Here is a 25,294-nt window from a genome sequence, read left to right as displayed (position 1 = left end):
GCTTTTAAGAAACATCCCTTACAGGGGAGGTTCGTTTCGTCGGCAGGCAACGTGTTGCCTGAAACACCGACTACACCGTCAGCGACGCAGACAGTACTTTAGTACGGCAAGTTGCTGCAACGCAGCTGGGGCGGTTTTGCGTAAGTCCTACTTATTTACGCGCTATCCATTTCAGCACGCGCATGAAGCTGCCCAGCAAGGGCAGCTTTTCATACAGTTCTTCGGCTACGTCCCAGTAATCACGGTGAAAATTGACTCGCCCATCATCGTCAAAACGGATATGGGTGCTGCCGCGTATGCATTGCTGGCTGGTGTGGAAATGCTTCATCGTGAACAGGAAATCCCAGCACAGAAAAGCATTGTCACCTTCCAGTACGGTGGATGTGATGCGAAAGCTGGGGTCATGTACCTGTTCAAACATATGCTGGAACACGTGATTGATGGCGGCTATGCCATGCAATTCATTGAAGGGGTCCTTGAAATAGGCATCTTCTGTGTACACTTCAGATAAATCCTGGCAAGCTTCAAGCGACAGGTTTTCAAAAAAAACGATCAATTTTTTCAGGCTGGCGCGATGATCCACATCGCTTGCCAGATCGCCAGCCAGGTTGCTGGTTAAAGCTTGTACATTCATTTATAAACCTGTGAATTTGTGAACCAGATAAAAATAACTGCGATACGGAAGCAGACGTGCCAGTCGTAACCAGTTAGTAAAGCGGTGCGGGAAGTGGATATGAAAATCACCGCGCATCATTCCTCTGATCAATGCTTTAGCTGCCGCCGGAGCCGGCATCAAGGCCGGCATCTTGAAATCATTACCAGCAGTCATCGGCGTTTCCACAAAGCCTGGGTTGATCATATATACGCCTATATTTTGCGGGCGTAAATCCAGATACAGCGACTCACACAGATTGATGATTGCCGCCTTGGTCGGGCCATAGGCCAGCGCCTTTGGCAAGCCAGACAAACCTGCTACAGAGCCGACTATGCCGATGGCACCGTGCCCCTGTTTCAACAAAGTTGGCAAGACCACGTCCAGGCATTGATAGATACCACGCAGATTGATGTTGATCAGGCGTTCGGCGGCTGCCAGGTCAAAGCTGTCTGCCCGCATTTCATTGTAGCTACCGGCAACGATCACTACCAGGTCGATTTTCCCCCAGCGTTGCATCAGTCGCGCATGGCTGCTGACGATGCTGGCATGGTCGGTAATATCCAGGGCGCTGGCATAGGCATACGGATAAGCCTGGGCGATGCACTCCAGTTGCACCTGGTTCCTGGCAGACAGGCATACGTGTGCACCCAAAGTCAGCAACTGGCGTGCGGTTTCTTCACCTATCCCGCTGGAGGCACCAATGATCCAGACTCGCTTGTCCTGCCATGTGCTGATTTTGGGGTTCATGGCATGTTGTTACTGCGTTTGGTGAAGGACAGCGTCACGCTACCCAGTTCGACACTAAACTTGCGCATGATGGCGCGGTTCAGCATCACCTGATCGTCCATCAAGACCATGGTGTCGTCAAAATTGACGTTATAGACGCTGCCATCGACAGGCAGTGCCAGTACATAATTCCAGTGCAGGGTATTGCCGGATACCACTCCCTGGGCTTCACCGATCACATCTGCTGCGGTGCCGATGAAACGGTCTGCCCCCACTTTTTTCAATGTCCAGATGCGCTTTTGCTTGCTGCCATCCGAGTAACTGAAGTCTTCGTTCAGTGTGCCGATATCCCCCGTCCATTGGCAATTCATGACCACGGTAAAGCGTTTGACGATGGCACCGGATCTGTCCTGAAACATGCCCCAGGCATCCAGCCTGCCATTGAAATAGGTTTGCAAATCCAGAGCTGGTTTTTCATTTGCATAACGTGCCGGTTCATACGAGCTGGCACAGGACGCCAGCATGAAAAACAGGCCGCAAGACAGCAAACGTCGGCACAACGATAGCAGGTTCATGGTGTTCCTTGGCAGGTCTTTATCAAAGTCAATACGGAATTACTTGGAAAAAACTTAGTTTGTTTCTGTTTTTATGCCCAGTAACTTGCTGCGCAAGCTTGGTGCCGAGCTTTTCTTGTCCAGCCAGATCGCAAAGAAAGCATGTGCAAATTCAGCATCTCTGATTTCACCCAGCAGTTTTCCATTCAGATAAAAACGTGCAGCTTCATTTGGGATATATACACCAGTGATATGAGTGCCCTGTTTCACGTCGGGGAACAAGGCTTTCATCTGGGCCAACCACTGCTGCCGTTTTTCTGGCGTGCCCAGTTTCAGTTTTTCAATTTCATCAATGCTGGCATCGGCAATCTTGCTGCCGTACAGGGTGCGGGCATATTCAAGATCAAGTGCCAGACGTTGCGGTTTATCGCTATCCGGTTTGTAAGAGGCTGCTGTGCTCCACAGGCTGGCGTCATAGATGTGCAAGCCGAACCAGCGAAAGCTGCCACTACCTTGGAGGCTTGCCTGTGGTATTTCGTCACGTATATGCGCCGGTACTGCAACTGTAGTTTGCGCGCTGGCAACAAGCAGCCCATAGGACAGCATCAACAAGATTGCTGCTATAAAGTATCGCAATCCATTCGAGGCTTGCCTGTCGGTATGGGTATTCATTTTTTCCTCAGCGTGAACTGGCTGACATTGATGCTGCCAGCGGTGAAGCCTGCCTCGCAATAAGCCAGATAAAATTCCCAGGTACGCAAGAATTCATCGTCGAAGCCTTGCGCTTTGACTTGTGCCAGTTTTTCCATGAAGCTATGGCGCCATAACAACAGGGTGCGTGCATAATCCTGGCCAAAGTGGAAGGTATCGACAACTTCCATGCCGTATTCGCTGGCCATCGCATGGAATTTTTCTACCGAAGGCAGCATGCCGCCCGGGAAGATATATTGCTGGATGAAATCTGTTCCCTTGCGATAGCGCTCAAACAGATTGTCAGCGATGACGATACTTTGTACGCAGGCACGGCCACCCTGCTTCAGGTTGCGTTGCAGGCATTCAAAATAACCTGGCCAATATGCTTCACCGACTGCTTCAAACATTTCTATCGAGGCAATGGCGTCATAACTGCCGTCAACATCACGATAATCCTGGATTTTCAAATCGCTTTGTGCATGAAGGCCGGCCTTGTACAGGCGTTCATGGGCGTAATGCAGTTGTTCCGTTGACAGTGTCAGTCCGGTCACATGGGCACCACCATCACGTATCGCCATTTCGGCAAAGCCACCCCAGCCACAGCCGATTTCCAATACCTTTGCCTGAGGCGGCAAAGCCAGTTGTTCAAGGATGCGGCGGTATTTTGATTGTTGTGCTTCTTCCAGGCTTTCTGGCTGATCACCAGCGAAAATGGCGCTGGAATAAGTCATCGATGGGTCCAGCCACAACTGGTAGAAATCGTTACCGATGTCATAGTGGGCATGGATATTTTTTTTGCTGCCAGCTCGTGAATTGCGGTTCAGTAAATGCTTGAGGCGGTACAGCAGGTTGCCCCACCAGCTTCCATAAATGACCGATTCCAGCTGCGCACGATTGTACGAAATCAGTTCTATCAGACCTGCAAGACTATTGGTGGTCCAGTGACCCGCAATATAACTTTCGGCAAAACCGATATCGCCGGATTTCAGCACTGAACGGTATAGTTGCCAGTCTTTCAGATGCAGGCTGACATGCTGACGGTTTTCATAAGTGCGTCCAAAACTGGCCATCTGGCCATCTGGAAACTGTATGGTCAGGCAGCCGTGTTCAAGTTTGTTCAACAAGCTGAGCACAAACCGGGCTTCAGTTGGAAAATGTTTGCTATTCAGTTCATTCATAGGCGTGTGATGATTGGTCACAGGTGCATGGGAAGCATGGTCGGTGCTGGATGTACCAGATGTGCCAGATGCAAAAGTAGGTTGTAGGCTGCTCATCGACTTAGCTCTTCAGTGGGTGGAACTGGTTTGGAAATAAATGGCACACGTTTGACCCACAGACGCAGTGCCTGCAAGTGGATACGCAGCACCACGCCCAGGGTCATGAACGGATAGCGCAGCATGACCTGCACGATACGGCGGTCTGTCAGATCCCTTTCTATGCCGGCAATGCTGGTCAGCAATAAGGGGCCACTGGCATCGTCATAATCGATGCGAGCCAGATGCTTTTTGATGAGCACTTCCTGCTCGTCTTGTTGGTCTGGCGTAGTGACAGCGATTTTTTGCCCGGCTTGCAGGAAACGAAAACGGTAGCCACCTTCGACTTTGCAGAATGGGGATACGTGGAAGATTTTTTTTGCACGCAGTTCTTCACCGTTGACCAGACTGTCACCGTTTTCCAGCAGATACAGATGTTTTTCACCAAAGGTATTGCGCACTTCACAGACGATGGCACGCAGCTTGCCGTCGGTGCGATGACAGAACCAGAAAGAAACCGGATTGAACACATATCCCAGCACACGCGGGAAACACTGTAGCCAGATTTCGCCATTTGCATCCTGTATTCCTTCGGCTTTTAGCAATTCATCCAGCCAGGATGCCAGCGCTTGTTGGCTGTCACCGTGGTCCTTTTCATGAAAGGACAAAAGATTGAAACCGTTAATTGAAAACAGACGTGACTGGCTGATCGGTTTGCCACTGGCCAAGGCGCGCAAGGGTATGCGCATGAAAAATACGCCATAGCGGAATGCATTTTTTGCTGGTCGCGTGCGCACGTGCATGACGTCACCGGTGCACAGGACGGCGTTTTGGTGTTCAAGAGAGTGAATGGATGAAGTCGTCATGATGTCAGGCCGCGCGAATGCGTATTTCCTGTGTCGCTTCCACCTGGGCCAGCAGACTTTCTGCTACACGCAGGCCGGATTTCAAGCCGTCTTCATGGAAACCGTAACCAGTCCATGCACCGGCAAACCAGATATTTCTCTTGCCCTGGATATTTTCCAACTGGCTTTGCGCCCTGACTGCGGTGGCATCGAATACCGGGTGGGCATAGTCAAAGCTGGCGATGACCGTTTCTGGTGCTGGCTCCTGTATCGGGTTCAGTGTCACGATGACGGGGGTCTTGAATGGTAGAGGCTGTAATTGATTGATGAGGTAGTGCACGCAAACACGGGCTTCTTCGCCGCTTTCGCTTTGATAATTCCAGGCCGACCAGGCTTTTTTGTTTTCTGGCAAAAAGCTGGCATCGGTGTGCAAAACGGCGCGATTCGCCTGGTAAGCAACGCCGGATAAAATCTGGCGTTCTGCCAGGTTGGCATCGGCCAGCAGGTTCAGGCTCTGGTCACTATGGCTGGCGATAACAAGATGGGCAAAATGTTGTACGCCATTGTTTGTTTTAACCTCAATCACGCCCGGGGCTTTTTCACGTACTGCCTGTACTGGCGTATTCAGATAAGTATGCGCAATCACCGGCAGTATTTTGTCTACATACTGTCTGGCACCGCCCTTTACGGTTTGCCATTGCGGCCTGTCACTGACCTGCAACAGACCATGGTTGTGGCAGAAGCTGACAAACGATGACAGGGGAAATGCCATCATGGTCGCTGTCGGGCAAGACCAGATGCAGGCTGCCATCGGCAATAAATACCAGCGACGGAATTCCTGGCTATACCCATGCTGGTCAAGAAATTCACCCAGCGGCAGTTGAAAATCTTTTTGTCCCGGCGTCAGGGCCAGTGCGGTGGTTTGTTTGTTGAAGCGCAAGATGTCACGCAACATACGTAGAAATGCCGGGCGCAACAGATTGCTGCGCTGGGCGAATACCGTATCAAGATTTGCACCGGCCCATTCCAGCGTGCGCCCCTTGCCTGAATTGCCCGTCCGGGACTGCAATGGCATCTTTACAGAAAAAGACATATCGGTAGCGACGGTTTCTATTTGCAGTTTGGCAAACAGCTTGACCAGGTTGGGGTAAGTCTTGTGGTTAAACACCAGAAAGCCGGTATCAACACCATAAGTCTGGCCTTCCAGTGTCACATCCACGGTGTGGGTATGGCCGCCAAAATAGTCATTTGCCTCAAACAGGCTGACTTCATGCCCTGCATTGGACAGTTCATGCGCACAAGAAAGACCGGAGATGCCGGAACCGATGACGGCGATTTTCATAAGCGTATAAGAGCTGTAAAGATATCAATGGATTAATGGAGCTATGGATCAGCAGACCAATTATCTGGCTTGATAGCAAATTGCAAATACATTGCAAAATGTACACCAAATTCGAGCTTGTTAATGATTCATATCAATACATACGCAAAATTTTTATTTTCGGATTCACAGGCCTGCTAACGGCGTGTTAATAATTAAACGGTGAGATCCGTGCAAAACTTGCTTAGTGCGCTAGAATGTGACTATGAATTTCAAAACGTGACTGGCCAGTCACAAAATATACTACAAAGTTTTTACTTGTGCAGAAAAAATAATGGAAATTAGAATTCCTTTTAAAAAACAACAGTTTGATGCGCGTGAAGAAGCCATCATTGATGCGGTGAATCGTCTTTTGTCAGAAAAAGGCTATGACCTGATGACCATGGATGACGTGGCCGATGCCGTTGGCATTGCGAAGGGGAGCCTGTACAAGCATTTTTCTTCCAAGGAAAAATTGGCTGCTGCAGCTCTGACGCGCCTGTTGAAGGCAACCCTGGCAGAACTTGATACGTTGGCGGAAGATTTGAGTGCCATCGACAAGATCAGGCATGTGCTGGCCTGGTCTTTGCGCCTGCGTTTGCAAGGTGGGGTTCCGCATCTGCCATCCACCAGCCTGGCCCTACAGCGCAGCCTGATGCTGAATCTGGATTATGTGATGGTGGCTTTGCGTGTCAACAAACGCTTTTATGCGCTGGTTGCCAAGGCACGTGAGCAGGGCGCGCTGACGCCGCATGTACCGGATGACGTACTGGTGTACACCCTGTATTCACGTGCCTGTGACCCGACGATGGAATTTCTGCTACGTGATAAACGCCTCAGTCACGAACAAATCGTTGATTCCATGGTGCATGCGACGATAGGTGGATTTTTATCCGAGCAGGCTAGAAAGGTTTAAGCTTTCTTACCTGCGGCCAGGCTCAGAGCCTGCGCCAGGGTGTCCAGTTCACCGATATGATTCGCCAGCAGCAAGATCAGTTTTGCATTCAGCTTGCTGCTGTCTTCATCGCTGAGATCGCGGTGGGCATCAATCAGCATTTGGTAAAAATCATCCCCGGCGACGTGTTCACGCAAACCCTGTTGTTTGCTGATGTCGGCGTAATGAAAATTAGGCTGTAGTTGTAATGGCATGACCATGTCCTTCCTGGCATGAGGTGGCGCGAGCGAGTGCGGCAAGCACTTTCCCCAGATCAAACTGACGCCAGCGTGCTGCCAGGTGCTGGTCTGGTCGCAGCAGATAATAGCCCGCGTGCGTGGCAATGTTTGCATCATAGCGTTCGGCTAGCAGACCCTTGAAGTCATGCACTACCTGATAATCGTCGCGCCCAACCGCAGTCGCAGTGGCGCTGATGATGAAGGTATGCACCGGTACGGGCAGCCCTTTCAATGCGGCAAACCCGGCCAGGGTTTCTGCCGGAATCTGGCTGGCATCTTCACAAAAATACAGGCCATAAAAATGATGCTGCAACAGTTCAAGCAGGTAACCTGCCTTGCCCTGATAAATGACCGGGCCGTCTTCCACCGCAGCACCCAGTTGTAGCTGACCAGCAAATACATCGCTGTCGGTTGTATTCAACTTGGATAACTTTAATATACTGGGCACCGACAGCCGTCCGGAATTCACCAGCTTGCGGGCAAAGGCATGTTCTCGCGCCAGTTCCAGCACCGCATTCCGGAAACATTTGCTGACGGTACTTTTGGGTGTGATGAAATCGGTGGAACGGGTGGAATTCAAAAGATTGTCATCGGCCGCAAAGACGCGTTCGTCCGAATAACTGTCCAGTAAACCTTCTGTAGCCAGGCCGTCAATGACCAGTTTCAGCTTCCAGACCAGATTGTCCGCGTCCTGTATGCCGGAATTGGCACCACGTGCTCCAAACGGTGATACCTGGTGCGCTGCATCACCGGCAAACAGTATACGGCCGTGGCGAAATTTTTCCATGCGACGGCACTGGAAGGTATAGACGCTGACCCACTCCAGCTCAAATTCCCTGTCATCACCCAGCATGGCCTTGATGCGCGGGATAACGTTTTCCGGTTTGCGTTCTTCCACCGGATCGGCATCCCAACCCAGTTGAAAATCGATACGCCAGACATTGTCGGCTTCGCGGTGCAGCAATACTGACTGATTGGGATGGAAGGGTGGGTCAAACCAGAACCAGCGCTCTGCCGGAAAATCTGCCTTCATGAGCACGTCGGCAATCAGAAAACGGTCCATGAAGACCTTACCTTCAACTTCCAGTCCCAGCATCTGGCGTATCGGGCTGCGTGCGCCGTCGCAAGCGATCAGCCAGTCAGCCTGCATGGCATAACTGCCATCGGCTGTCTCAATGTGTAGGGTAGAAAATTCTGTTGTTGGTTCCACCGCAGTCACACGATTTTTCCAGCGCAATTCCACGCCCAATTCTATCGCCCGCCGTACCAGAAACTCTTCCAGATAATATTGCTGCAAATTCACCATGCCCGGGTGCTTGTGATCCACCACCGGCAACAGGTTGAAATTGAATACTTCATCCTTGCGAAAAAAGGTGCGCCCTACATTCCATTCCACACCCTTGTTGCGTACGGCATCTGCCACACCCAGCCTGTCGAGTATTTCCAGCGTGCGTTTGGCATAACACAGACCGCGTGAACCGACCGAGACCGTATCATCATCATCCAGCACCAGCACATCCAGCCCCTGCAACTTACAGTCTATCGCCGCCGCCAGGCCCACCGGCCCGGCACCCACGATGATGACCTGACGACGGGTAATATCCTCCGTCTGCAATTCAGGCGGAGTCAGATAAGGAAACTTTTGATATTGATAAGTGCTAAGCAAAATGAAGCTCCCGCTACGACATTAAAGCGAAGACGAAAAGACACAGAGAGGTCTACGACATAGATGGCACGAAAAGTTTTTCTCTTGCTTTTCTCTGTGATTCAGTTCCTCTGTGTCTCTGTGTTGAGAGGTCTTGAACTTGAAAAATTATCCCTCCAGACTCTTCCACATTTCAACATCCCGTTCCGCCGTCCAGACACGCGGATCAACATGCCCCGACGCTTCATCAAACGCACGCGTCACATCAAACGGCAGACAATGATCAAAAATCACCCAGTGACCGTACTTGGGTTTCAGAGTCGCATAAGTATTTTTATAAATGGTATTCAGGTCATGCTGTTGCTGCTGCCCTGCCTTGACACTGGCAAACAGATCGCTGATGAAAGACCGGGTTTCACTCAGGCCTGCTGCCACCAGTTCGGGTGAAGTCAGGGCGGCACCGCGACCTGGTACCAGTTTATCGGCCTGCATGGCTTCCAGATTGCTCAGGGTTTGCGGCCAGTCTGAATAATAGGCGTCACCGGCATACGGCGTTGCGCCAAATTCGACCAGGTCGCCAGAGAACAAGACTTTCTCTTGCGGTAGCCAGACGATGGTATCTCCTTTGGTATGGCCACGTCCGACCTGCATGATTTTCACTTCCAGCTTACCCAGCCAGATCGACATTTCGCCCTTGAAGGTGATGGTCGGCCAGGTCAGGCCAGGCACGCTTTCCACCGCACGGAACAGACGCGGGAAGCGGCCTATCTCGCTCTTCATATCGGCTTCGCCACGTTCAACGATCAGGTCATAGGTATCGCGGCTGGCGATGATATGCTCCAGGCCTTCGGCCACGTAGCCGCTGGCGCCCAGCACCCGTACTGCGTGGTAGTGTGACATCACAACATACTTGATGGGTTTGTCGGTGACTTCACGGATGCGCCGCACGACATCCTGCGCCATGATGGGCGTGGCCTGGGTATCGATGACCATCACCGCATCGTCACCGATAATGATGCCGGTATTGGGATCACCCTCTGCTGTATAGGCATAGGCATGTTCGGACAGTTGCTGGAAGCTGACTTTCTTTTCTTCCAGATCGGCGTGGGAAGCAAATTGCTTGGTTGTCATGACAACATCCTTGTAGTCGGTTTTAGATTTGCCCAACAATTGAGCAAGTTAACTAAATAGGACTTACGCAAAACCGCCCCAACTGCGTTGCAGCTCCCGCATTTAGTAAGATTCGGTACTAAAGTACTGTCTGCGTCGCTGACGCCTTGCTGGGACAATTTTGCGTAAGTCCTACTAAAACAAGAATAAGCATTAATTCGTTATTTGTAAATGCATTTGTTAATAGTAAAATGTATTCAAGTGCAATTCAGGGTAATCAGAGGCTCAGATGACAGAAAAAAACAAGGAAAGACGCGGCATCGGTGCCATCGAGGTGGGTGGCCTGCTCCTGAATGCACTGGTCAGTTCTGGCCGTGCCATGTCGCTGGGTGATCTGGCGCGTGACAGTGGTATGCCAGCATCCAAGGCGCATGCCTATCTGGTCAGTTTCGGTAAATTGGGTCTGGTACAGCAGGATGGCGCGACTGGCGCTTACCAGCTTGGCCCGTTTGCCCTGCAAATGGGGCTGGTCAGCCTGCAACAGATGTCGCCGGTGAAACTGGCGATACCCGAAGCCACGCGGCTGGCGGCCAGCATAGACCAGACGGTGGCGCTGGCAGTCTGGGGTAGCCATGGGCCTACCGTGATCTATATTGCAGAATCGAGCCGCCCGATTCATGTCAACATGCATGCGGGTACGGTCATGTCCATGCTGGGTACGGCCACTGGCCTGGTGTTTTCCGCTTTCCTGCCAGTAGCACTGGTAGATAAGGTGATTGCCAGGGAAATGCAGGATGAGCTGGTGATAGGGCAGGCCGGTGTACAACTGAATAGCCAGGATATTGCCAGTGTACTGGCGGAAGTGCGTCAGCAAGGCTTGGCGCGCGCCCAGGGCTTGCCCATTCCAGGCATCAATGCCTTGAGTGCGCCTGTGTTTGATCATACCGGTGCGCTTAGCCTGGTAATGACGGCAACCGGCCCAAAAGGCAGTTTTGATGCAGACTGGAAAGGGGAGCTGGCGCTTGCCCTGCGTGACAGTGCCAGCAGGGTATCGCATCAACTGGGTTATATGCCCGGTTGATCCTGAGTTCTTGCAAGGCGCATTTCACCATGGCGATGAAATGCGCGTTAGATCATTATTATTGCGCCAGGGCTTTTTCTACGTCAGCCACCAGTTTTTTATCATCAGGTGTTGTCACGCTGGAATAGGCAGCCACGACATTGCCTTTACGATCGATCAGGTATTTATAGAAATTCCATTTCGGTGTCGTGCCTGTGGCCTTGATCAATTGCGCATGCAGCGGATTGACATCCTTGCCCATGACCGAGGTTTTGGTGAACATGGGGAACTTCACACCGTAGGTGTTAAAGCAGAAATCAGCGATCTGCTGATCGTTGCCAGGTTCCTGCTTGCCGAAGTCATTGGACGGGAAACCCAAGACGACCAGGCCTTTTTCGCTGTATTTGGCATACATCGCCTCCAGCCCTTCATATTGCTTGGTAAAACCACAATAACTGGCAGTGTTCACAACCAGCGCTACCTTGCCCTTGTACTGGCAAAGATCTTGCGACGCTTCATCCTGCAGGCGTTTGAATTTATGGTTCAGCACCGCAGGGCAGGCATCACCAGTATCCGCCCAGGCACCCAAGGAGCAGCTAATCAGACCCAGAAAAACAGCAAGTTGTATCGGTGTGCGTCGCAGCATGGCTAACTCCTGAAAAAGATGATGTCATCTTAGCTCAGTTTTAGAAAAAATGTAGATCAAAAGTATGCAATTTTGTAGCGAAATCAGTGGCTTAGCCATCTATTGGTAAATGGATGTTAATAGATAAAAACACAATGAACGGCTGACAGGGAAGTTTTTTTGACTACAGTCCACAATTACCGCCTCTGTGCCCGTTTTGTTCCCATTTTTTGTCTCCGTGCCTCTGTGGTGAGTTCATTGGTCTTGCCTTTTGTTGCAGGCGATTGCACCTGCTTATGCATAAATCGTATATAAAACATCGAAACACTTCGTTTTAATTTATATAGCCTCGATTTATTCTGTAGTCCTCATAAAAATATTCTTACTTCAGGACGTACAGATGACTATCAAAAAAATATTCCTCGCTGTTTCTCTTGCCGCCATAGGTACTTTTTCTGCTGTGGCGCATGCGGCTGATGTGACCCTGCTCAATGTGTCGTATGACCCTACCCGTGAGTTGTATCAGGATGTGAATCAGGCGTTTGCCAAGCAATGGAAGGCAAAAACCGGCGACAACGTTACCATCAAGCAATCGCATGGTGGTTCCGGCAAGCAGGCGCGTGCCGTGATTGATGGTCTGGATGCCGATGTGGTCACACTGGCCCTGGCGTATGACACTGACGCGCTGGCAGAAAAAGGTTTGCTTGATAAAGCATGGCAAAAGCGTTTGCCGCACAATGCGTCCCCTTATTCTTCCACTATCGTGTTCCTGGTGCGCAAGGGTAATCCTAAAGGTATCAAGGATTGGGCTGATATCGTCAAGCCTGGTGTTTCTGTGATTACACCTAACCCAAAAACTTCTGGCGGTGCCCGCTGGAACCATCTGGCAGCCTGGGGTTATGCCCTGAAACTACCTGGCGGCAGCGAAGCAACAGCCAAGGAATTCTTGTCCAAGCTGTATAAAAACGTACCCGTACTGGATTCCGGTGCACGTGGTGCGACAACGACTTTTGTTGAGCGCGGCATCGGAGATGTCTTGCTGGCCTGGGAAAACGAAGCCCTGCTGGCGATCAAGGAACTGGGCCCGGACAAAGTAGAAATCGTTGCGCCGTCCACCAGTATCCTGGCGGAGCCATCTGTTGCTGTCGTTGATAAGGTGGCGGATCGCCGTGGTACCCGTAAAGTGGCAGAGGCTTACCTGAACTATCTGTACACCGACGAAGGCCAGGACACCATCGCCAAGCATTACTACCGTCCCACTACAGAAAAAGCGTCGAAAAAATATGCGGCGCAATTCCCCAAAGTGAAACTGTTCACAATTGATGACACCTTCGGCGGCTGGACCAAGGCGCAAAAAGAACATTTTGCAGATGGCGGTATCTTCGACCAGATTTATCAACCGGGCAAAAAGTAATTATTTGCTGCGGACGCTATAGAAAGCACGATCATGACCATACTGCTGCTATCAGGAAGCCCTTCTTCTCCTTCAAGGTCGGCACGCTTGCTGAATTTTATCGGTGAAAGACTGAATGAACTGGGGCAGCGTACTGTCAGTCTGCATGTCCGGGATTTGCCAGCGCAGGCTTTGTTGCATGCGGATTTTTCAGATCCTGAATTGCTGGCTGCCAAAGCCTTGCTGGCTAAGGCCGAGGCCATCGTCATCGCTACGCCGATCTACAAGGCGGCCTATAGCGGTTTGCTGAAAAGTTTTCTGGATATTTTGCCGCAAGACGGGCTGGACGGAAAAATAGTCCTGCCCGTGGCAACCGGTGGTAGCCAATCGCATATGCTGGCACTCGATTACGGTTTGCGCCCGGTACTGGCGGCACTGTCGGCACGTCATATTTTGTCCAGTATCTATGCGACCGATAGCCAGGTTGTGTGGACAGATGGACAGGGCCTGCAACTTGATGATGCGATATCCAGGCGGGTACAGGACGGTACGCATCTTTTGCTGGACAGCCTGGTGTCTTTGCAACGCGGCAAGCCAGCCGGACAGGCTGTGCAAAGTCCGATCCTGAATGGTTTGCCCTGTTGACGCAGGTTGAATACATCTACGATGTCTGGCACCAAATAAAGTAGCCACAGTAGCCATAGTAGTTATAAAGGCAGCCATTCTCCAGCTGCATACCTGAATTGCATTTTCCCCCTGTTTTTATGCTGCGCATGTCGGCAGGGGGAGGTCTTGCCCAAAATTGAAAGTAAAGTATGAGCGACGATAAAAAAAAGCTGTTTTCAAGTAATCCCGGCGATAAGGTAAAACACCAGCAGCGCGATGCCAAGCGTCTTACTCTGAGCCGTTTGTCCGCCCTGTCGGCGATGGCCCTTGGTGTGGTATTGCCCAAGGCCTTTGCTCAAAACAAGGCACCTGCTCCTGGCACCTTGCGCATAGGTTTTCAAAAGTATGGCACGCTGACTTTGCTGAAAGGTACGGGGGCACTGGATAAGCGCCTGGCTGCGCTGGGTGTGGACGTGAAGTGGGCAGAATTTCCTGCCGGGCCACAATTGCTGGAAGGCCTTAACGTAGGCAGTATTGATTTCGGTACCACTGGCGAAGCACCACCGATTTTTGCCCAGGCCGCTGGCGCCGATTTGCTGTATGTCGGTAATGAACCGCCCGCACCCGGTGGCGAGGCCATCGTAGTACCCAAAAATTCCCCACTGAAATCGATAGCAGAACTCAAGGGCAAGAAAGTCGCTCTCAACAAGGGTTCGAATGTGCATTACCTGCTGGTCAAGCTGCTGGAAAAAGCGGGCCTCAATTACAAGGATGTGGAAACCGTATTCCTGCCACCGGCAGATGCACGGGCAGCTTTTGAACGTGGCAGTGTGGATGCCTGGGCCATCTGGGATCCTTTCCTGGCCGCTGCAGAAAAACAGATTGGTGCCAGGATACTGGCCGATGGCAAGGGTGTCGTCAGCAATCACCAGTTTTACCTGGCGGCGCGCCCTTATGCACAAAAAAATCCCGAGGTCTTGCGCATCGTTCTGGAAGAACTGGCGAAGATCGATGAATGGGGTGCAAAAAACCTGAAAGAAGTCAGCAGCATACTGTCAACTCAGATCGGGCTGGATAACAGCATCGTTGAATTGTCCACTGCGCGTTTCGGTTTTGGTGTCAAACCACTTACCGAACAGGTGATACGCGAACAGCAAAATATTGCTGACACCTTTGCCGACCTGAAATTGATACCCAAGCGTATCAATATCCGGGATGCGGTATTCACCGTCAAGCTGTGAGGTTGATGATGTCATTGCCGACACTGGTGCGAGGTATTTTGCTACGTATTGTGCAACCTATCCTGGCGCTGAGCTTGTTGATGTTGTTGCCGGCGTTGAGCCAGGCGGCACCAGGTGCCGGTGATGCGCCGAAAGAAATTCGTATCGGTTTTCAAAAAAGCTCGGTCAACCTGACATTGTTGAAACACAGACAGGCGCTGGAACAGCAACTGAAAGGCGTAAAAGTCAGCTGGTTTGAATTTACTGCCGGCCCGCAAATGCTGGAAGCCCTGTCGGTTGGCAGTATCGATTTCGCTACCACCGGTGAGCCGCCACCTATTTTTGCGCAATCGGCTGGCAGCAACCTTGTGTATGTCGGTGCCGAACCAGCCAAGCCAGGTGTCAGTGCGATTCTGGTCAAGCCAGAATCCACTATACGCACGCTGGCTGACCTGAAAGGTAAAAAGATCGCCTTCCAGAAAGGTTCCAGTGCGCACTACCATGTCTTGCGTGCAGTCCAGCAAGCCGGTTTGCAATGGACGGATATTACGCCGGTTTATCTGGCACCTGCTGATGCACGCGCCGCTTTTGAGCGCGGCAGTGTAGATGTCTGGGCCATCTGGGATCCATATTGGGCTGCGATAGAACAAAACACCCAGGTCAGAGTGGTCGCCACCGGCAAGGGCCTTGTCAACAATCTCTCACACTACCTGTCATCCCGCAGTTTTGCTGACAGGTATCCGAAAGTGATACAGCTACTGTTTGAAGAACTGACGCGTAGCGACACCTTCGTGCAAAAAAACCGGGATGAAGCAGTCGCCATTATTGCCGCCAGCACAGGTCTGGACAAGCCGACTATTGCCAGCTTTCTGGAGCGCAGGCCGCGCTCGCCCGTGGTCTACCTGACCCAGAACATTATTGATGAACAACAGCGCGTCGCAGACAATTTTTATCAGAAAAAGTTGATACCCAAAGTAGTCAATGTCAGAGATGCGGTGTGGTTGCCACCTGCTGCCAGACAGCAGTGAACAAGAAAAAGCAAGAAGAGACAATAAAAGAATTTGAAAAGGAAACAAGATGAGCTTGAACATATTCTGGTTTATTCCTACGCACGGCGACAGCCGCTATCTGGGTACGACCAAAGGCGCGCGCCAGATCAATTATGATTACTTGCGTCAGATCGCCGTGGCGGCCGATACCCAGGGCTATGACGGTGTGTTGCTGCCGACTGGCCGTTCCTGCGAAGATGCATGGGTGGTTGCATCCAGCCTGATCAGCGCCACCACCAAATTGAAATTCCTGGTGGCGATACGTCCTGGTCTGAGTTCACCGGGCCTGGCAGTGCGCATGGCGTCGACCTTTGATCGTCTGTCGAAAGGACGCTTGCTGATCAATATCGTCACCGGCGGTGATCAGGGCGAACTGGAGGCCGATGGCCTGTTTGCGGATCATGAAAAACGCTATGAAATCACGGAAGAATTTTTACGTGTCTGGCGCGCTTCTCTGGCTGGCGAGGGTGGGGACAGCGGATATGATTTTGAAGGCGAACATATTACGGTCAAGGGTGCAAAGACCCTGTTTCCGCCTGTGCAAAAGCCGTATCCGCCTTTGTATTTTGGCGGCTCTTCCGAGCCTGCGCATGAACTGGCAGCCGAACAGGTTGATGTTTACCTGACCTGGGGTGAACCGCCAGCAGCGGTGGGGGCCAAGATTGCCGACATGCGCGCCCGTGCCGCCAGACATGGCCGTACCCTGCGCTTTGGCATACGCCTGCACGTAATCGTGCGCGAAACCAATGAAGAAGCCTGGCAGGCGGCAGAAGACCTGATCCGTTATGTCGATGATGACGTTATCGAAAGAGCACAAAAAGCCTTTGCCAAAATGGATTCTGTCGGTCAGCAACGCATGGTTGCCCTGCACGGCGGCAAACGCGACAAGCTGGAAGTGTCGCCGAACCTGTGGGCTGGTGTTGGCCTGGTGCGTGGCGGTGCCGGTACGGCCCTGGTGGGTGACCCGGAAACCGTGGCTGCGCGTATCAAGGAATATGCGGCGCTGGGTATCGATACCTTCATCTTTTCTGGCTATCCACATCTGGAAGAGTCGTATCGTTTTTCCGAACTGGTGTTTCCATTGATAGGTAAGGAAACACCTGACGTATCCAGCACTCTGACCGGACCGTTTGGCGAAGTCATGGCAAACAGTATCGTGCCCAAGGTGTCACAAAGCTAGGAGGCTATATGGGTCCCATCATCACTGAAGTAGCGCAATTTGCCGAGTTGCCTGGTCATCTGCGCCAGGGTGGCGGTTCTGTGCCCGGTGGAATATTCAGTCGCATCGCGTGGCGTCAGTTTGGCGTGCAACTGTTCAGAAAATTATTGCCATGGGCCCTGCCACTGATCCTGATACTGGTGTGGCAGATTGCTGCGCAGACAGGGTATCTGTCCAGCCGCATTTTGCCAGAGCCGCTGGCCGTGGCGCGGGCCTTCTGGACCCTGGGTGTATCGGGGGAAATCTGGACCCATGCAAAGACCAGTTTGTGGCGTGCGATTTCCGGTTTTATTGTCGGTGGCGGTTTGGGCTTGTTGCTGGGTTTGCTGACAGGCAGTTTCCGGTTTGCCGAAACCCTGCTTGATACCACGCTGCAAATGATCAGAAATATTCCGGCGCTGGCGCTGATACCGCTGGTGATCTTGTGGTTTGGTATTGATGAATCGGCAAAACTGTTCCTGGTGTCGGTTGGTGTGTTTTTCCCGGTGTACCTGAATACTTTCCATGGTATCCGCACGGTGGATAAGGGCTTGATAGAAATGGCGCAAAGTTATGGCCTGTCAGGCTGGGCTTTGTACCGCGATGTGATACTGCCCGGAGCATTGCCATCGATACTGGTAGGGGTACGTTTTTCGCTGGGCCTGGTGTGGGTATTGCTGATTGTTGCCGAAACCATTTCGGCACAGGCTGGCATAGGCTACATGACCATGAATGCCCGTGAATTTTTACAAACCGATGTGGTACTGGTAGGGATATTGCTGTACGCCTTGCTGGGCAAGCTGGCAGATGTCTTGTCGCGGGCGCTTGAGCATTATTGCCTGCGCTGGCATCCGTCGTATCAAAGGAGGGCATAAGCATGCATCAGTTTCCTGAATTTCCATTAAGTGCCGTGGCAGAAATCGCAGCCCTGCGTGAAGAGCTGGATGGTGGTTGGGAAACCACCGCCGCCGGTGAGTGGGGTAGTGCCGCCAATGAGCAGACTGAAGCTGGACGTGGTGCATCACTGGATTTGCGTGTCATACAAAAGTCGTATCAGGGGCGGCAGGTATTGAAATCACTGAACCTGCAAGTGCAGGCTGGTGAGTTTGTCGCTGTGATCGGTCGCAGCGGGTGCGGCAAAAGCACGCTGTTACGCCTGATTGGAGGTTTGGAGCAGGCCGATAGCGGCAGCCTGGAATTCAATGCTGATCAGACCCGGGGACAGGCCGGCAAAAAACCGGATACTCGCGTGATGTTTCAGGATTCTCGCCTGCTGCCATGGAAAACCGTGATTGATAACGTGGCGCTTGGACTTGGCAGTGATCAGTCCAAAGCCCGTCAGGCTTTGCAGAAAGTAGCGCTGGCAGAGCGCGCTGATGAGTGGCCATCTGTCCTGTCAGGTGGCCAGCGTCAGCGCGTTGCGCTGGCAAGAGCATTGGTACACGAACCAGCCCTGTTATTGCTGGACGAACCTTTGGGTGCGCTGGATGCCCTGACCCGCATAGAAATGCAGAACCTGATTGAAAGCCTGTGGCAGCAACGCGGCTTTACTGCCGTGCTGGTGACGCATGATGTGCAGGAGGCGATTGCCCTGGCTGACCGTGTGATCCTGATAGAAGATGGTCAGATCACCCTGGACAGCAGGATTGATTTACCCAGACCGCGTTCACGCGGCAACCCCAAATTTGCCGAACTGGAAGAAAGCATATTAAGGCGGGTATTGCAAAAACCGTCACCAGAACTGGATACAGAACTGGGTGATGTTTCACTGTTGCGAACCGTAAGCCAGGTCGCATGGGCGATTTAGAAAGCTGCTGTACATGTATTACCGCATTGCAGACAGTCTTACATTTTAATTTCCATTTTAATTTTCATTCAAGTTTTCAAAAGGAAGCATCATGAGCATACAAGCCATCAACGTCCGCAATCAATTTCGCGGAAAAATCAAAACCATCATTGAAGGTCCGGTGGTATCCGAGGTGGATGTAGAGACGCCGGCTGGTATCGTGACTTCGGTGATCACTACCCGCTCCATCAAGGACCTGAATCTGGTCATCGGTTCTGAAGTGGTGGCACTGGTCAAGGCAACCGAAGTATCGATTGCAAAATTATAGAAACACCACTGTCTTCGAAGAGGTCTGCATGCACTATCCCGCATTGCAAAACTATCTGAGCCGCCTGCAAAGTACACTGGCCACCACCAATCTCTGGCTGGATGAACAGGGGCGTGCCCGTGGACGGTATTTTAATTCCACCCTGACCAGCGCCTTCCAGGCGATACGTTCAGGAGATGACGGGCGTGTTGTGGCCTATGAGGCCTATGCACGCAGTTATGCCAGCGATGACCAGGGTCTGAATATCTGGAAGTTGCTGGAAAACGCTGCCAATGATGATGAATCGGTAGAACTGGACCGCTTGTGTCGTCTGCTGCATACCCTGAACTTCTACCGCCAGCCCGAAAGTGCACAACTGGACTTGTATCTGAGTGTGCACAGCAGGCTGCTGGCCGCGGTGGAAGGAAACCACGGTATGGCGTTTCGCCGCATTCTGGATGTGCTGGAATTGCCACATCACCACGTCATCCTGCAATTGCCGCAGATTACGCCCAGCCAGCGCTGGGTGTTGACCCATGTGGCAGAAAATTATCGCCGCAATGGCTTCCGTATTGGCCTGCATTCCGCCAGCCTGGAGCAGGCCAGTGATTTGCTGGATCGCATACGGCCCGACTCCATCAAGGTGGATATCAGTCTGGCCAATGATGCGCAGGCACAGGTTCGTTTGCTGGAACAGGCCGACCGTGGCAATTGCCATGTGATTTTCCGCCGTATCGAAAATCAAAAAAGGCTACAGGCCTTGCGTGAAGGCAATCAGACCGCCAGCCCTTACCTGATACAGGGCTTCCTGTTTGACTTGCCGAAAGCTGGTCTGTTAAGCAGGGCAGAACATCAACAGGCAGTGTTGTTTGAAGACACTGTCAAATTTGCATGAGATCCATTGCAAGCCTGATTTATTGCTTAATAATTATCAAAATTCAGTAAAAACAAAGCGAAAAGCTGAATTTGCCTGCTCCATATATGGAAAACGAATTTAGGAATAAGAAAAAATTCGTTTTCTATATAACGAAAAACTGCCAATATTACTCATCAATAGTCGTATCTGTAATAAGGGCTGCATATGGCAAGGTTTTTTGGCAATAATCCACAAGTCAGGCGCGTTATCCCGGGATTTCATCTTTCCCTGGGATTTACCCTGTTTTATCTGGGGCTGATCGTACTGATACCGCTGTCGGCGGTATTTCTGAAGACCTTTACCATGACCTGGGAGGCTTTCTGGAATACGGTCACTTCTGAGCGCGTTATCGCTTCCTATAAGCTGACTTTCGGTGCTTCCTTACTGGGGGCGCTGATCAATGTGTTCTTCGGCGGCATTGTTGCCTGGGTGCTGGTGCGCTATAAATTCCCCGGTAAAAAACTGGTGGATGCGTTGGTTGACCTGCCGTTTGCCTTGCCGACTGCGGTCGCTGGCATCACCCTGGCAACTCTGTATGCACCGAATGGCTGGATAGGCAAGCTGTTGGTACCGCTGGGTATCAAGGTGGCCTACACCCCATTGGGCGTGCTGGTTGCTCTGACTTTTATCGGCCTGCCTTTTGTTGTGCGTACCGTACAGCCCGTGCTGGAAGAGGCGGAAAAAGAACTGGAAGAAGCCGCCGTCAGCCTGGGTGCCAGCCATTTCCAGACTTTTGCACGGGTCATCTTCCCCAGTATCCTGCCCGCCTTGCTGACCGGCTTTGCACTGGCGTTTGCCCGCGCTACCGGTGAATACGGTTCTGTCATTTTTATCGCCGGCAATATGCCCATGGTTTCTGAAATTACTCCTCTGTTCATGATTACCAAACTCGAACAATACGATTACGCTGGTGCAACCGCGATTGCTGTGGTGATGCTGTTGCTGTCCTTCAGCCTCTTGCTGTCGATTAATGCCCTGCAGGCCTGGACCCGCAGCCGACAAAACGCAGGGAGAGAATAATGACTGCCATCACCATCAATGCACCTGTGGCAGCACGCCGGCACGAGCCCGTCATCACTCCTGCTGCCACCATAGAACCTTTGTGGGTGCGCATTGTTTTATCCCTGACTGCGCTGGCTTTCCTGACGCTGTTTCTGTTCGTGCCACTGGCAGCGGTGTTTGCCGAAGCACTGAAAAAAGGCTGGCAAGTTTACCTGGCTGCTATTGTCGAACCAGATGCCTTGTCTGCTGTGAAACTGACCCTGATTGCAGCTGGCATCGCTGTGCCGCTGAATCTGGTATTTGGTGTGGCAGCTGCGTGGACTATCGCGAAATTTGAATTCCGCGGCAAGAATGTCTTGCTGACGCTGATTGATCTGCCGTTTTCGGTGTCGCCAGTCATTTCTGGCTTGATCTATGTATTGCTGTTTGGTGCCCAGGGTTGGTTTGGCGAATGGTTGCGTGATCATGAAATCAAGATTCTGTTTGCCGTGCCGGGCATTGTACTGGCGACGATCTTCGTCACCTTTCCCTTTGTCGCACGTGAACTGATTCCTCTGATGCAGGCGCAGGGTAGTGAAGAGGAAGAAGCGGCACTGGTGCTGGGGGCATCCGGCTGGAAGACCTTCTGGTATGTGACCTTGCCGAATATCAAATGGGGCTTGCTGTATGGCGTGATCTTGTGTAATGCCCGTGCCATGGGTGAATTCGGAGCGGTATCGGTGGTATCCGGCCATATCCGCGGCGAGACCAATACCATGCCGCTGCAAGTCGAGATTTTATATAACGAGTACAACTTCACTGCTGCCTTTGCGGTCGCTTCGCTGCTGACTTTGCTGGCTTTGCTGACGCTGGCACTTAAATCATTAGTCGAATGGCGTACCAGTGAAAATCGCCTTTGCCACAAGAATGAAGAGAAATAAGGGAGTTCACCGTGAGTATCGCTGTTAATCAATTACAAAAACGTTTTGGCAATTTCACCGCGCTGGATAAGGTATCGCTGGATTTTCCGAATGGCGAACTGACTGCCTTGCTGGGGCCATCGGGCTGTGGCAAAACCACGTTGCTGCGCATCATCGCCGGGCTGGAATATGCCGATAGCGGCCAGGTCTTGCTGGATGGTCAGGATGCGTCGGCCCAGCATGTGCGCGAACGCCAGGTGGGTTTCGTATTTCAGCACTATGCGCTGTTCAAGCACATGACCATCTTTGAAAATATCGCTTTCGGCCTGCGTGTCAAACCGCGTCATTTGCGCCCGAAGGAAAGCGAGATCAAGGAAAAGGTCACCAAGCTGCTGGAACTGGTGCAACTCGACTGGCTGGCTGATCGTTATCCACCGCAATTGTCTGGTGGCCAACGTCAGCGTATTGCGCTGGCCCGTGCGCTGGCTGTGGAACCGCGCGTACTGTTGCTGGATGAACCTTTCGGTGCGCTGGATGCCAAGGTGCGCAAGGAATTGCGTCGCTGGCTGCGCCGCCTGCATGATGAATTGCATGTGACCAGTATCTTCGTCACCCATGATCAGGAAGAAGCGCTGGAAGTGGCCGACAAGATCGTGCTCATGAACCACGGCAAGGTCGAGCAGGTCGGTGCCCCGGCTGAGGTGTATCACCATCCAGCCACGCCTTTTGTATACGGTTTCCTTGGTAATGTGAACCTGTTCCGTGGTCGTATCCATGAAGGCATACTGGATGCTGATGGCGTACCGTTTGAAGCGCCTGGTCATGCCGATACGCGCGATGCTTTCGGCACCGGATATGTGCGACCGCATGAGCTGGAAATTGATCGTTATTCACCCGGCGCTGCCGGGCTGGTGGTGCAATTGCGCCGCGTGCACAGCATAGGGCCGCTGGCACAGCTGGAGCTGGAACGGGATGACAACGGTGAACTGGTGGAAGCCATGATTTCCACCGAACGTTGTGAACAACTGAAACTCAAAGTCGGTGAAGCATTGGTAGTGCGCCCCAAGCGCCTCCATGTGTTTGTCGACGCTCAATAAGGTAAGCCATGAATTTCCAACAATTACGCTCCATTCGTGAAGCATCGCGCCGTGGTTACAACCTGACGGAAGTCGCCAATGTCTTGTTCACTTCACAGCCTGGCGTCAGCCGCCAGATACGTGAGCTGGAAGAAGAACTGGGCGTTGATATTTTTGAACGCAACGGCAAGCGACTGACCGGTTTGACCGAACCGGGTCGCGATATCCTGCCCATCATCGAACGTCTGTTGCTGGAAGCAGAAAACCTGCGTCAGGCAGGCGAGGATTATTCAGACCAGACCAAGGGTACGCTGACCATCGCTACGACCCATACCCAGGCCCGCTATGTCTTGCCGAAAGTGGTACAGGGTTTCCGCCAGGCTTTCCCGGATGTGCGCATTGCCCTGCAACAAAGTTCACCTGAACATATTGCCGAATGGGTCTTGTCTGGCAAGGCGGATATCGGAATTGCAACAGAAGGTTTGTCGCAATTCAAGGATCTGGCATCTTTCGCCTGCTATGAATGGAACCACGTGGTGGTAGTTCCGGAAAACCATCCCCTGCTGAACAAGGATGTGCTGACGCTGGAAGACCTGTCGAACTACCCGCTGATTACTTATGATGTAGGGTTTACCGGTCGTGGTCATATCGATGATGCCTTCCGCCTGGCGGGCCTGCGTACCGACATCGTGCTGACTGCCATGGATTCAGATGTGATCCAGCAATATGTGGCATTGGGTCTGGGCGTGGGGCTGGTTGCTTCAATGGCGATAGAAGTGCAGCGTGCGCATGGTCTGCGGACCATATCTGCCGGTCATCTGTTCGCGCCGAATGTAACGCGGCTTGCAGTCAGGCGCGGTGCCTACCTGCGTAGCTATACTTATGAATTCATACAACAGTTCGCCCCGAGCCTGGACCGTGAAGAAGTACGGCAGGCCATCAGCGACAATGAAGTGAATTAAAGCAGGAAATTTGTAACAGCGATTTGTCAGCAAAACAGGCTTGTCGTGAAGCCGTCACATCTCTCTGGTAAAATTAGGTAAAAGATTCTAATTTTTGCTATTTTTATCAGAGGTTCACCATGCTTTACCCTGAGTTATTCAAGTCTTTGGAGCAAGTGCGCTGGAATATGGAGTCTGATATCCCCTGGGATAAATATGACGCCAGCAAACTGACGCCAGAACAGGCGCAAACCATCAAGATGAATGCCATCACAGAATGGTCGGCCCTGCCTGCGACAGAAATGTTCTTGCGCGACAACCGTGGCGACAGCGATTTTTGCGCCTTCATGTCAATCTGGTTTTTTGAAGAACAAAAACACTCACTGGTGCTGATGGAATATCTGCGCCGTTTTCATCCTGAACTGGTACCGACAGAAAAAGAACTCGACAATGTACGTTTCGAGTTCGACCCGGCACCACCGCTGGAAACGCTGATGCTGCACTTTTGCGGCGAGATACGCCTGAATCACTGGTATCGTTGCGCGTCTGACTGGCACACTGAGCCAGTGATCAAACATATCTACAAAATCATTAGCCAGGATGAAGCACGTCATGGTGGTGCTTATCTGCGTTACATGAAAAAATCCCTGGCTGAAGCGGGCGATGTGGCACGGGCGGCATTTTCCAAGATCGGTGTCCTGATGGCATCGGCCAGACGTACGGAAAAACCGTTGCATCCTACCAATCTGCATGTGAATCAGGCCCTGTTCCCGAACGACACCATACAGTCTCGCCTGCCTGACCCGGACTGGCTGGAACGCTGGCTGGATGGCCAGATCAAGTTTGACGGTGTGTGGGAAAAGAAAGTTGTCGACCGCATTCTGCACAATATGTCGCTGTTGTTTGAGCGTACATTTGAAACCGTGCAAGATTTGAACCGCTACCGCAAGGAAGTGGCGCAAAGGCTGATTATTCTGCCAGGCAGCCTGCCAAGTGCTGCATAAGCTTGGTCTGCTGACTGCAAGCAGTTACAATCGCCGCTGATACCAGCGGCGTTTTTGTTTATAAATTCAAGACCTCTCAACACAGAGGCACAGAGGTGGCACAGAGGGCACAGAGGGCACAGAGAAAAACAAGGGAAAACCTTTGTAGAATGAGTGCAAATCGCAGTCTTGTTTAGCTACTTAAGGTTTTCTCTGTGC

At 51.9% G+C, this 25,294-nt stretch carries 27 protein-coding genes; 16 read left to right on the top strand and 11 right to left on the bottom strand.

The window, feature by feature from the left end:
- Positions 1-151: 151 nt before the first annotated feature.
- From H8L32_RS13760 to H8L32_RS13730, 7 genes are all read right to left on the bottom strand, one after another.
- Positions 152-634 (bottom strand): nuclear transport factor 2 family protein, encoded by a 483-nt coding sequence (locus tag H8L32_RS13760; protein ID WP_186947806.1) that lies wholly within the window; start codon positions 632-634, stop codon positions 152-154.
- Positions 635-1,402, bottom strand: a complete 768-nt coding sequence (locus H8L32_RS13755; RefSeq protein ID WP_186947805.1) for an SDR family NAD(P)-dependent oxidoreductase — start codon at positions 1,400-1,402, stop codon at positions 635-637. It abuts the gene before it with no gap.
- On the bottom strand, positions 1,399-1,956 hold the full coding sequence (locus H8L32_RS13750) for a DUF3833 domain-containing protein (RefSeq protein ID WP_186947804.1): 558 nt from the start codon (positions 1,954-1,956) through the stop codon (positions 1,399-1,401). The genes H8L32_RS13755 and H8L32_RS13750 overlap by 4 nt, the downstream gene beginning before the upstream one ends.
- A 54-nt stretch (positions 1,957-2,010) precedes the next feature.
- Complete coding sequence (locus H8L32_RS13745; protein WP_230412200.1) at positions 2,011-2,607, bottom strand: chalcone isomerase family protein; 597 nt, start codon at positions 2,605-2,607, stop codon at positions 2,011-2,013.
- On the bottom strand, positions 2,604-3,806 hold the full coding sequence (locus H8L32_RS13740) for an SAM-dependent methyltransferase (protein ID WP_186947944.1): 1,203 nt from the start codon (positions 3,804-3,806) through the stop codon (positions 2,604-2,606). Before H8L32_RS13740 ends, H8L32_RS13745 begins: the two co-directional genes overlap by 4 nt.
- 92 nt (positions 3,807-3,898) lie before the next feature.
- Positions 3,899-4,747, bottom strand: coding sequence for a DUF1365 domain-containing protein (locus H8L32_RS13735; protein WP_186947803.1), 849 nt, complete (start codon positions 4,745-4,747; stop codon positions 3,899-3,901).
- A 4-nt stretch (positions 4,748-4,751) separates the two neighbouring features.
- On the bottom strand, positions 4,752-6,068 hold the full coding sequence (locus tag H8L32_RS13730) for an NAD(P)/FAD-dependent oxidoreductase (RefSeq protein WP_186947802.1): 1,317 nt from the start codon (positions 6,066-6,068) through the stop codon (positions 4,752-4,754).
- 313 nt (positions 6,069-6,381) lie between these two features.
- On the opposite strand from H8L32_RS13730, the gene H8L32_RS13725 reads away from it, so the two are divergent.
- Positions 6,382-7,002 carry a TetR/AcrR family transcriptional regulator gene (locus H8L32_RS13725; protein ID WP_186947801.1) on the top strand — a complete coding sequence of 207 codons (621 nt, stop codon included), beginning with the start codon at positions 6,382-6,384 and terminating at the stop codon, positions 7,000-7,002.
- On the opposite strand, the gene H8L32_RS13720 is transcribed toward H8L32_RS13725, so the two are convergent.
- The 3 genes from H8L32_RS13720 to H8L32_RS13710 form a co-directional block, all read right to left on the bottom strand.
- Positions 6,999-7,235, bottom strand: coding sequence for a DUF2783 domain-containing protein (locus tag H8L32_RS13720; protein ID WP_186947800.1), 237 nt, complete (start codon positions 7,233-7,235; stop codon positions 6,999-7,001). The genes H8L32_RS13725 and H8L32_RS13720 overlap by 4 nt on opposite strands.
- Entirely contained in the window at positions 7,213-8,925 is a 1,713-nt protein-coding gene (locus H8L32_RS13715) for an FAD-dependent oxidoreductase (RefSeq protein ID WP_186947799.1), read from the bottom strand. Before H8L32_RS13715 ends, H8L32_RS13720 begins: the two co-directional genes overlap by 23 nt.
- A 147-nt stretch (positions 8,926-9,072) precedes the next feature.
- Positions 9,073-10,035, bottom strand: a complete 963-nt coding sequence (locus H8L32_RS13710) for an MBL fold metallo-hydrolase (protein WP_186947798.1) — start codon at positions 10,033-10,035, stop codon at positions 9,073-9,075.
- A gap of 268 nt (positions 10,036-10,303) precedes the next feature.
- Here H8L32_RS13710 and H8L32_RS13705 point away from each other — a divergent pair, with 268 nt between their 5' ends.
- The gene (locus H8L32_RS13705) at positions 10,304-11,095 is read left to right on the top strand and encodes an IclR family transcriptional regulator (protein WP_186947797.1); all 792 of its coding nucleotides are present in this window, start codon (positions 10,304-10,306) and stop codon (positions 11,093-11,095) included.
- Positions 11,096-11,153: 58 nt separating this feature from the next.
- On the opposite strand, the gene H8L32_RS13700 is transcribed toward H8L32_RS13705, so the two are convergent.
- The gene (locus tag H8L32_RS13700) at positions 11,154-11,720 is read right to left on the bottom strand and encodes a glutathione peroxidase (protein WP_186947796.1); all 567 of its coding nucleotides are present in this window, start codon (positions 11,718-11,720) and stop codon (positions 11,154-11,156) included.
- Positions 11,721-12,099: 379 nt separating this feature from the next.
- Between H8L32_RS13700 and H8L32_RS13695 the strand changes: the two genes are divergently transcribed.
- From H8L32_RS13695 to H8L32_RS13630, 14 genes are all read left to right on the top strand, one after another.
- Positions 12,100-13,113 (top strand): sulfate ABC transporter substrate-binding protein, encoded by a 1,014-nt coding sequence (locus H8L32_RS13695; RefSeq protein ID WP_186947795.1) that lies wholly within the window; start codon positions 12,100-12,102, stop codon positions 13,111-13,113.
- A gap of 33 nt (positions 13,114-13,146) precedes the next feature.
- Positions 13,147-13,737, top strand: a complete 591-nt coding sequence (gene ssuE / locus H8L32_RS13690; protein ID WP_186947794.1) for an NADPH-dependent FMN reductase — start codon at positions 13,147-13,149, stop codon at positions 13,735-13,737.
- 170 nt (positions 13,738-13,907) lie between these two features.
- A complete protein-coding gene (locus H8L32_RS13685) occupies positions 13,908-14,939 on the top strand; it encodes a sulfonate ABC transporter substrate-binding protein (RefSeq protein ID WP_186947793.1) in 1,032 nt (343 codons plus the stop codon).
- 8 nt (positions 14,940-14,947) lie between these two features.
- Positions 14,948-15,946 carry a sulfonate ABC transporter substrate-binding protein gene (locus tag H8L32_RS13680; RefSeq protein WP_230412199.1) on the top strand — a complete coding sequence of 333 codons (999 nt, stop codon included), beginning with the start codon at positions 14,948-14,950 and terminating at the stop codon, positions 15,944-15,946.
- Positions 15,947-16,001: 55 nt separating this feature from the next.
- On the top strand, positions 16,002-17,147 hold the full coding sequence (gene ssuD / locus H8L32_RS13675) for an FMNH2-dependent alkanesulfonate monooxygenase (RefSeq protein WP_222619361.1): 1,146 nt from the start codon (positions 16,002-16,004) through the stop codon (positions 17,145-17,147).
- 8 nt (positions 17,148-17,155) lie between these two features.
- Complete coding sequence (ssuC, locus tag H8L32_RS13670) at positions 17,156-18,040, top strand: aliphatic sulfonate ABC transporter permease SsuC (RefSeq protein WP_186947791.1); 885 nt, start codon at positions 17,156-17,158, stop codon at positions 18,038-18,040.
- 2 nt (positions 18,041-18,042) lie between these two features.
- On the top strand, positions 18,043-18,972 hold the full coding sequence (locus H8L32_RS13665) for an ATP-binding cassette domain-containing protein (RefSeq protein ID WP_186947790.1): 930 nt from the start codon (positions 18,043-18,045) through the stop codon (positions 18,970-18,972).
- 91 nt (positions 18,973-19,063) lie between these two features.
- Entirely contained in the window at positions 19,064-19,279 is a 216-nt protein-coding gene (locus tag H8L32_RS13660) for a TOBE domain-containing protein (protein ID WP_186947789.1), read from the top strand.
- 28 nt (positions 19,280-19,307) lie between these two features.
- Positions 19,308-20,153, top strand: a complete 846-nt coding sequence (locus H8L32_RS13655; protein ID WP_186947788.1) for an EAL domain-containing protein — start codon at positions 19,308-19,310, stop codon at positions 20,151-20,153.
- Positions 20,154-20,339: 186 nt separating this feature from the next.
- The gene (gene cysT, locus H8L32_RS13650) at positions 20,340-21,194 is read left to right on the top strand and encodes a sulfate ABC transporter permease subunit CysT (RefSeq protein ID WP_186947787.1); all 855 of its coding nucleotides are present in this window, start codon (positions 20,340-20,342) and stop codon (positions 21,192-21,194) included.
- Entirely contained in the window at positions 21,194-22,096 is a 903-nt protein-coding gene (gene cysW / locus H8L32_RS13645) for a sulfate ABC transporter permease subunit CysW (protein WP_186947786.1), read from the top strand. The genes cysT and cysW overlap by 1 nt, the downstream gene beginning before the upstream one ends.
- Positions 22,097-22,107: 11 nt before the next feature.
- Entirely contained in the window at positions 22,108-23,172 is a 1,065-nt protein-coding gene (locus H8L32_RS13640) for a sulfate/molybdate ABC transporter ATP-binding protein (protein WP_186947785.1), read from the top strand.
- Between the two features lie 8 nt (positions 23,173-23,180).
- Entirely contained in the window at positions 23,181-24,113 is a 933-nt protein-coding gene (locus H8L32_RS13635) for a CysB family HTH-type transcriptional regulator (RefSeq protein ID WP_186947784.1), read from the top strand.
- 119 nt (positions 24,114-24,232) lie between these two features.
- On the top strand, positions 24,233-25,096 hold the full coding sequence (locus H8L32_RS13630) for a ferritin-like domain-containing protein (protein ID WP_186947783.1): 864 nt from the start codon (positions 24,233-24,235) through the stop codon (positions 25,094-25,096).
- Positions 25,097-25,294: the final 198 nt, after the last annotated feature.

It is taken from the genome of Undibacterium hunanense, from assembly GCF_014284335.1.
GTDB classification, from domain to species: Bacteria; Pseudomonadota; Gammaproteobacteria; order Burkholderiales; family Burkholderiaceae_D; genus Undibacterium; species Undibacterium hunanense.
Note: the sequence above shows the minus strand (reverse complement) of the source record. Positions and strands in the feature narration are given on the sequence as shown.

Excerpts from the sequence above, each read along its gene's own strand:
- H8L32_RS13760 (WP_186947806.1), bottom strand. The coding sequence starts at position 634 with ATGAATGTACAAGCTTTAACCAGCAACCTGGCTGGCGATCTGGCAAGC.
- H8L32_RS13755 (WP_186947805.1), bottom strand. The coding sequence starts at position 1,402 with ATGAACCCCAAAATCAGCACATGGCAGGACAAGCGAGTCTGGATCATT.
- H8L32_RS13750 (WP_186947804.1), bottom strand. The coding sequence starts at position 1,956 with ATGAACCTGCTATCGTTGTGCCGACGTTTGCTGTCTTGCGGCCTGTTT.
- H8L32_RS13745 (WP_230412200.1), bottom strand. The coding sequence starts at position 2,607 with ATGAATACCCATACCGACAGGCAAGCCTCGAATGGATTGCGATACTTT.
- H8L32_RS13740 (WP_186947944.1), bottom strand. The coding sequence starts at position 3,806 with ATGAATGAACTGAATAGCAAACATTTTCCAACTGAAGCCCGGTTTGTG.
- H8L32_RS13735 (WP_186947803.1), bottom strand. The coding sequence starts at position 4,747 with ATGACGACTTCATCCATTCACTCTCTTGAACACCAAAACGCCGTCCTG.
- H8L32_RS13730 (WP_186947802.1), bottom strand. The coding sequence starts at position 6,068 with ATGAAAATCGCCGTCATCGGTTCCGGCATCTCCGGTCTTTCTTGTGCG.
- H8L32_RS13725 (WP_186947801.1), top strand. The coding sequence starts at position 6,382 with ATGGAAATTAGAATTCCTTTTAAAAAACAACAGTTTGATGCGCGTGAA.
- H8L32_RS13720 (WP_186947800.1), bottom strand. The coding sequence starts at position 7,235 with ATGCCATTACAACTACAGCCTAATTTTCATTACGCCGACATCAGCAAA.
- H8L32_RS13710 (WP_186947798.1), bottom strand. The coding sequence starts at position 10,035 with ATGACAACCAAGCAATTTGCTTCCCACGCCGATCTGGAAGAAAAGAAA.
- H8L32_RS13705 (WP_186947797.1), top strand. The coding sequence starts at position 10,304 with ATGACAGAAAAAAACAAGGAAAGACGCGGCATCGGTGCCATCGAGGTG.
- H8L32_RS13700 (WP_186947796.1), bottom strand. The coding sequence starts at position 11,720 with ATGCTGCGACGCACACCGATACAACTTGCTGTTTTTCTGGGTCTGATT.
- H8L32_RS13695 (WP_186947795.1), top strand. The coding sequence starts at position 12,100 with ATGACTATCAAAAAAATATTCCTCGCTGTTTCTCTTGCCGCCATAGGT.
- ssuE (WP_186947794.1), top strand. The coding sequence starts at position 13,147 with ATGACCATACTGCTGCTATCAGGAAGCCCTTCTTCTCCTTCAAGGTCG.
- H8L32_RS13685 (WP_186947793.1), top strand. The coding sequence starts at position 13,908 with ATGAGCGACGATAAAAAAAAGCTGTTTTCAAGTAATCCCGGCGATAAG.
- H8L32_RS13680 (WP_230412199.1), top strand. The coding sequence starts at position 14,948 with ATGTCATTGCCGACACTGGTGCGAGGTATTTTGCTACGTATTGTGCAA.
- ssuC (WP_186947791.1), top strand. The coding sequence starts at position 17,156 with ATGGGTCCCATCATCACTGAAGTAGCGCAATTTGCCGAGTTGCCTGGT.
- H8L32_RS13665 (WP_186947790.1), top strand. The coding sequence starts at position 18,043 with ATGCATCAGTTTCCTGAATTTCCATTAAGTGCCGTGGCAGAAATCGCA.
- H8L32_RS13660 (WP_186947789.1), top strand. The coding sequence starts at position 19,064 with ATGAGCATACAAGCCATCAACGTCCGCAATCAATTTCGCGGAAAAATC.
- H8L32_RS13655 (WP_186947788.1), top strand. The coding sequence starts at position 19,308 with ATGCACTATCCCGCATTGCAAAACTATCTGAGCCGCCTGCAAAGTACA.
- cysT (WP_186947787.1), top strand. The coding sequence starts at position 20,340 with ATGGCAAGGTTTTTTGGCAATAATCCACAAGTCAGGCGCGTTATCCCG.
- cysW (WP_186947786.1), top strand. The coding sequence starts at position 21,194 with ATGACTGCCATCACCATCAATGCACCTGTGGCAGCACGCCGGCACGAG.
- H8L32_RS13635 (WP_186947784.1), top strand. The coding sequence starts at position 23,181 with ATGAATTTCCAACAATTACGCTCCATTCGTGAAGCATCGCGCCGTGGT.
- H8L32_RS13630 (WP_186947783.1), top strand. The coding sequence starts at position 24,233 with ATGCTTTACCCTGAGTTATTCAAGTCTTTGGAGCAAGTGCGCTGGAAT.